General features: G+C 61.8%; 4 protein-coding genes. All 4 read right to left on the bottom strand.

The genetic code is table 11. From position 1 onward, the window contains the following. Positions 1–141: 141 nt before the first annotated feature. The 4 genes from PG5_RS12375 to PG5_RS12360 all read right to left on the bottom strand — a co-directional run bounded on the left by PG5_RS12375 (position 142) and on the right by PG5_RS12360 (position 6687). The gene (locus tag PG5_RS12375; protein ID WP_020797465.1) at positions 142–3165 is read right to left on the bottom strand and encodes a multidrug efflux RND transporter permease subunit; all 3024 of its coding nucleotides are present in this window, start codon (positions 3163–3165) and stop codon (positions 142–144) included. A 14-nt stretch (positions 3166–3179) separates the two neighbouring features. Continuing rightward, positions 3180–4328, bottom strand: coding sequence for an efflux RND transporter periplasmic adaptor subunit (locus PG5_RS12370; RefSeq protein WP_020797464.1), 1149 nt, complete (start codon positions 4326–4328; stop codon positions 3180–3182). Positions 4329–4507: 179 nt separating this feature from the next. Further along, the gene (locus PG5_RS12365; RefSeq protein ID WP_020797463.1) at positions 4508–5608 is read right to left on the bottom strand and encodes a DUF1513 domain-containing protein; all 1101 of its coding nucleotides are present in this window, start codon (positions 5606–5608) and stop codon (positions 4508–4510) included. Positions 5609–5622: 14 nt separating this feature from the next. Next, entirely contained in the window at positions 5623–6687 is a 1065-nt protein-coding gene (locus tag PG5_RS12360; RefSeq protein WP_020797462.1) for an imelysin family protein, read from the bottom strand. Positions 6688–6691 lie beyond the last annotated feature (4 nt).

Here is a 6691-nt window from a genome sequence, read left to right as displayed (position 1 = left end):
CCGTCCCCTATGCCGATTGCGCAGTGCAGATCGTTCCCACGCTCTGCGTGGGAATGCAGCCCGGGACGCTCCGCGTCCCAAATCAAGAGCCGAACGCGGAGCGTCCGTAGAGGCATTCCCACGCAGAGCGTGGGAACGATCTTAGCGAGAGGATTTGGCCAGCAGCGTATACACGCACGGCAACACAAACAGCGTAAACAGCGTCCCAATCGACATCCCGGTGGCAATGACCGTACCGATATCGAACCGGCTCACCGCGCCGGCCCCCGTGGCGATGATCAACGGCACCATGCCGAATACCATTGCCGCCGTGGTCATCAATACCGGGCGCAGGCGAATGGCCGCGGCTTCCTCCACCGCTTCGCGGGGCATCAGGCCCCTGTCCTTGCGCAGCTGGTTGGCGAATTCGACGATCAGGATGCCGTGCTTGCTGATCAGGCCGATCAACGTCACCAACCCGACCTGGGTATAGATGTTCATGCTCGACCAGCCGAGGAACAGCGGCAGCAAGGCGCCGCAGATCGACAGCGGGACGGTCACCAGGATCACCAGCGGATCGCGAAAGCTTTCGAACTGGGCCGCCAGTACCAGGAAGATGATCGCCAGTGCCAGGCCAAAGGTCACCCATAGTGCACTGCCTTCCTGGACGTATTGCCGCGATGCACCGGCATAGTCGAAGGCAAAGCCCGCCGGCGCTTCTTCCCGGGCGATCTGACGCACGGCGTCGATGGCCTCGCCCATGCTGACCAGCGGCACCCCGGAAAGAATCGCCGAGTTGAGTTGCTGGAACTGGTTCAGTTGCCGAGGGCGCGCCCGGTCGGTCACGGTGATCAGGGTCGAGAGGGCGAGCAGTTCGCCCTGGGTGTTCTTGACGTAGTAGTTGTTCAGCCACTCAGGGTTATCCCGGAAGGAGCGTTCGACCTGGGCAATGACTTTGTAACTGCGGCCATCCACGGTGAAACGGTTGATTTCCGCCTCACCCAGCAACGTCGCCAGTGTCCCGCCCAAATCCTGCATCGACACGCCCATCTGGGCCGCCTTGGCACGGTCGATATCCACCACCACTTCAGGTTTGTCAAAGGCCAGGTCGACGTCGACGAAGGCGAATTTACCGGACTCCATCGCGCGTTTTTTCACCCGGTCGACCACTTGCAGCAGTAACTCGTAATCGTTGGCCGTGTTGACGACGAACTGGAACGGCAGACCCTCGCCGGTACCCGGCAGGGAAGGCAGGTTGAAGCCGAATACCTGCAAGCCTGAAATGCTCTCCAGCTTGGCCTGAACCTCGGGCAGGATCTCCATTTGCGTGCGACTGCGCTCGTTCCAGGGCTTGAGAAGGAAACCGCCAATACCCGATTGCACACCGTTGAAGCCGTTGATCTGGAACGACGAGTAGTACTCGGGAAACGCCTTGAAGATCGTGATGAACTCGTCGGTGTAGGTGTTCAAATAGTCGAGGTTGGTCGGTTGCGGTGCACTGGCCAGCATGAAAATGATGCCCTGGTCCTCATCCGGCGCCAGTTCCGACTTGGTGAACTTGAGCAGCACGGGAATCAGGCACAGCACGATCACCGCGAACACCAGCACCACCGGCCGGGTGTTGAGGGTGCCGTGGAGCATTGTCTGGTATCGGCGCTTGAGGCTTTCGAAAATCAGGTCCAGGCGATGGGCCTGGCCCGTGGGGTTTTCGTCGTGACGCAGCAGCAGGGCGCACATCATCGGCGACAGGGTCAGGGCGACGATGCCGGAAATCACCACCGCACCGGCCAGGGTCAGGGCGAACTCCTTGAACAGCGCCCCGGTAAGGCCCGTGAGGAAGCCGATCGGCGCATACACCGCCGCCAGGGTGATAGTCATCGAGACCACCGGCATGGCGATCTCCCGGGCGCCCTCGATGGCGGCATCCAGCGGCGTCTTGCCTTCCTCGATGTGGCGGTGGATGTTTTCCACCACCACGATGGCATCGTCCACCACCAGGCCGATGGCCAACACCATCGCCAGCAGGGTCAGCAGGTTCAGCGAGTAACCCATCATCTGCATGAAGAACATCACGCCGATCATGGACAACGGAATGGTGACCACCGGGATCACCACCGAGCGCAACGCACCGAGGAACAGGAACACCACCACGATCACGATCAGCACCGCTTCAAACAGGGTCTTGATCACTTCGTTGATCGAGGCCTGGATGAACAGCGTCGCGTCGTAGGCGATTTCCGCCTTCAGGTTCGGTGGCAGTTGGGCCGTAAGCTCCGGCATGATCTTGCGCACTTCCTTGATCACGTCGAGGGGGTTGGCCGCAGGCGTGGCCTTGATGCCGATGTACACCGAGGGCGTACCGCCGAACGAGCTGATGGTGTCGTAGTTTTCCGCTCCCATCTCGACCCGCGCGACATCGCGCAGCAGCACGCGACTGTCACCTTCGACCTTGAGCGGGATCGCGGCGAAGGCTTCGGCTGATTTGAGCTCGGTATTGGCGCTAATGCTGGTGACCACGTACTCACCTTTCACTTCGCCCGCGGCGGAAAGGAAGTTGTACTGGCGCACCGCGTTGGTCACGTCGCTGGCGCTGAGGCCGAAACCGGCCAGCTTCACCGGGTCCAGCCACAGGCGCATGGCGAAGACCTGGTTGCCGAGAATCTCGGCTTCGGCCATGCCTGGCAGGGTCGCCAGCTTCGGCTGGATGACGCGCGACAGGTAATCGGTAATCTGCGGGTTGCTCAGCTCCTTGCTGGAGAAGCTGATGTACATCAGCGCCGAGGCGTCGGCAGCTTCCTTGCTCAGCACCGGGTCCTCGGCATCCTGGGGCAGGCGGTTCTTGACCTCGTTGGCCTTGGCCAGCAGTTCGGTGAACAAGCGGTCGCTGTTGGAGCCGATGCGTGCGTAGATCGAGATCACCGAGAAATTCTGCCGACTGACCGAAGTCATGTAGTCGATACCTTCGGCACTGGCCAGGCTCTGTTGCAACGGTTGCGTGATGTAGCCCTGGATGGTTTCGGCGTTGGCCCCGGGGTACGCGGTGGTGACCGTGATCAGGGCGTTTTCCATTTGTGGGTACTGGCGCAGCGGCAGCGTGCTCCAGGCCTGGAAGCCCAGCAGCACAATCAACAGGCTGACTACGGTGGCGAGCACCGGGCGACGGATGAATGGGTCGGTAAAAGCCATTGGGGGTTCCTTGATCAGTCAGCGCGTGGCTGACTGTTCTTTTCGGCCAGGGTCTTGTCGTCGCTGATGGCGATGTGCGCACCGTTGTCCAGTTTGATCTGGCCGGCCGTGACCACCTTTTCGCCGTTCTGCAGCCCTTTGGTAATCACCACCTGCCCGTCGCGGCGTTCACCGGTTTCAATGAACCGCCGTTCAGCGATCAGGATCGGCTGGCCCTTGTCGTCTTTTTCGAGGCTGCCGTCTTCAGCCTTCTTCTCTGCAACGACATACAGGGAGTTGCCGTAGAGCGTGTAGGTGATCGCGCTTTCCGGCACGACGATGCTCGGCCGCGGGTTGGGCAACATCACCTGTAGGTTGGCGAACATGCCTGGCAGCAGCTTGCCATCGGGGTTGGCCAGGGTCGCGCGGACCTGCATGTTGCGCGTGCTGTTTTCCAGTTTCGGGTTGATCGCACTGATGGTGCCGGGGAAGGTCTGGGACGGATACGCCGCGACGATGATTTCAACCGGCTGGCCAATGGCGATCTTTGGCACCGACTGCTCTGGCACGAAAAAATCAACGTAGAGGCTGCTGAGGTCTTGCAGGGTGGCAATCATGGTGCCACTGGCCAGGTAGTCGCCAACGTCCACCTGACGAATGCCGATGGTCCCGCTGAAGGGGGCAACGATGCTTTTTTTGCCCAGCGCGGCCTTGAGTTGGTTGACCGTGGCCTTGCTCTTTTTCAGTACCGCCGACAGTCGATCGAACTCGCCTTTGGAAATGGCCTGGCTGCCCACCAGCTGGCTTCCGCGACCGTAATCGAGTTGGGCCAGGCCGAGGTCGGCCAGGGCGGTTTCGAGGAACGCGCTTTCCACGGCGCTGTCCAGGCGCAGGAGGGGTTGACCGGCTTTGACTTTCTGCCCGGACTCGAACTGCAGGTCAACGACCGTACCATCGGTCTCCAGGCTCAGGTCTACGCCTTGCAGCGCCTTGAGGGTGCCTACGGTAGGCAGCCTGGCTTGCCAGGGCCGTTCGATGGCCGTGGCCACGGCGACGCTGATCGGCGGTTTTGGCGCGGAGAAGCCCTGAATCATCGTATAGATGGAGAAGGCTTTGTAACCGGCCAGGACCAGCACGATCAACAGTACAACACCCAACATGATCAGCATGCGGCGACGCAGCATATTTCCAGTTCCTTGGAGAAATCAGGTGAGACAGTGGGGCACATTACCGCGAGTGGGAAGGGGAATCCAATGGCTGATTTTTGTCGGTTCCGGAAAAGATCGCAGCCTGCGGCAGATCCTACAGGTGTACACATGACCCTGTAGGAGCTGCTGCAGGCTGCGATCTTTTTGGGCCTGACTCAAGCCATCAAATGCAGATGGTTGTCCCAGAGCCCCGCCGGCAGATCCAGCGGTTTGGCGAGCAGATTTGCCTGGCGGCAATCGTAGTACCGGCAGCGTCCCTGGCCCGAGGTCACGACGAATCCGTCGGCCACCGCGCCCACTCCGGCGCAATCGGGCAGTGGTGCGTCCAGGCGCACTTCGCCGCTGTCCAGGTCCCAGATGAAAAAGCGGTTGCCCCGAGGCGCGGTCAGCGCGACCAGGCGCAAGTCGCTGTGCACCGCAACGCTGGCAGTGTAGTGCCCCATGGCTTGCAACTGATGCTCCGGCACCGGGAACGCCACGAACGGCTGGCCCGGACGCTTGATCGCCAGCAGCTCCGAATGCTCGTGGGCTGCCCCCATGAATTGCTGGCCGGCGACGATGGTGCCATCGCTGGCAATGCCCAGGTGACGCACGCTGTTCATCTGCTGGCCGAGGGTTTCCTTGCTCAGCAGGGTGCCGTCGCGCTGCATCAGGACCAGGCTCGGCTCCATGGCATTGAGGTTCATCTCGACCCGGCTTTCGGCTTCGGTGCGGATACCACCGTTGGCCACCACCAGGGTCTCGCCATCGGGCATCCACGACACTTGATGCGGGCCGATGCCGTGGGTGGAAATCTCACCGCTGTGCACCAGGCGTTCGCCTTCGAACGTGTACACGCCGAGCAGGCCGCGACCCGGATCGGTGGTGTCGTTTTCGGTGGCGTACAACCAGTCACCGCTGTGGTGAATCACCGCATGACCGTAGAAGTGCCGGTTCGGCTGAGACGTCACGGTTTGCAGGAGCGTGCCGTCACGCAGGTCGATCAGGTAGCTCTCGGTGCCCGGACGCCGGGCAACGAACAGCGCGATCGGCAGCGTCGGGTGATTGATGATGTCATGGCAGCGCTGGCCGACCTGGGTGGCAAACACCCGGGTGCCGTCCAGCCGGTAACCGACGGCGTAGTGCTTGCCGTCGGTATCGTCCCGCGCCGAGAGCAGCAGCGGGCTTTTATCCTTGTGCCTGGACAGCGTCCAGCCGCCCAGTGACACCGCACCCAGCAGCAAACTCCCTAATTTCAGAGCCTGGCGTCGTAGCATGGAACTCGCCCTCATCAGTCACCGTCGTTGGCGTTGAAGCCCAGTTGGATGCCCAGCGCCTTCGCCAGCTCGCCTTCGTGCAGGCGGTGGACCACGTTGATGCTGTCGTAGAGATCATTGAGTTGCTGGCGACCGGCGTCGTCGTTGAGCATTTCGGTCAACGAGCGCTGGCTGCTGGCGAACAGTTTCAACGAAGCGGCGTAGGCCGCGTCGATCTTGTCGGCCAATGGCTTCTGGTCGCTTGGCAACAGGCCGCGCAGGCCTTTGTTGTCGACACCTTCCCATACCGTTCTGGCCGCAGCGAGGCTGGCCTCCAGGGCGGTCAGGGACGACTGGCTGCGCCAGGCATCGGCCTGGAACGGCTGCGGCACGCCTTTGCTCTGGCGGCCCATCGGTGTGCCGAGCTTCTTCTTCAAGGTATCGAGGGCGGTCACCTGCACGCGCAACAGATCGGCGATTGCTTCGTGGGAGTCGGCGTAGCGCTGGTTCGGGAACTTGCTCATCTGCGCGAGCATGCCGTCGGTGTTGTTCCAGCTTTTGAGGATTTCTTCGGCCAGCTGTTTCTGACGCTCGCCAATGGCGATCAGCAGCGGGCAGTACTTGGCCTTCTGCTCGGCGTTGGCCACATCTGGCTTGCTGTCGAACAGGATGTATTCGTAGGCCGACAGGCCTTGGACCACCACGCTGGACGTGGCCAGTGCAGCAGCATCGATCTGCGGTTGTGCAGTGACCAGTTGCTCGACCTGGCGGCCGACCAGGTTCTTCTTGTCGGGCCAGAACTGCACCTGCCAGGCACGGTTGCCCTCGGCCAGCGGACCAATCAGCAGCGGTTGCAGTTCGGCCCAGGCTTTTTGCGCGTGCAGGAAGTCGGCGCGGGCGGTTTCGAGATTTGCCTTGCCTTCGCAGTAGGCGAGGGCGCTGACGGCCAACTGGCGGTCGGCTTCAACCCAGCGGGTATAGGTCGGCAGAATCACCGACTTGGCGATCGCAGCCGAAGTGACGGCCTGCGGGTCCTGTGGCGAGCAGGCGCCCAAGGCTAGCGCGGCAAGGCTGGTGAACAACAATTTGGGACGGAACATGTCG

Origin of the sequence: Pseudomonas sp. G5(2012) (assembly GCF_000408945.1) — a bacterium.
In the GTDB taxonomy this organism is placed as follows: Bacteria; Pseudomonadota; Gammaproteobacteria; order Pseudomonadales; family Pseudomonadaceae; genus Aquipseudomonas; species Aquipseudomonas umsongensis.
The sequence above is the reverse complement of the archived record's forward strand: the minus strand, read 5'-3'. Positions and strand labels throughout refer to the sequence as shown.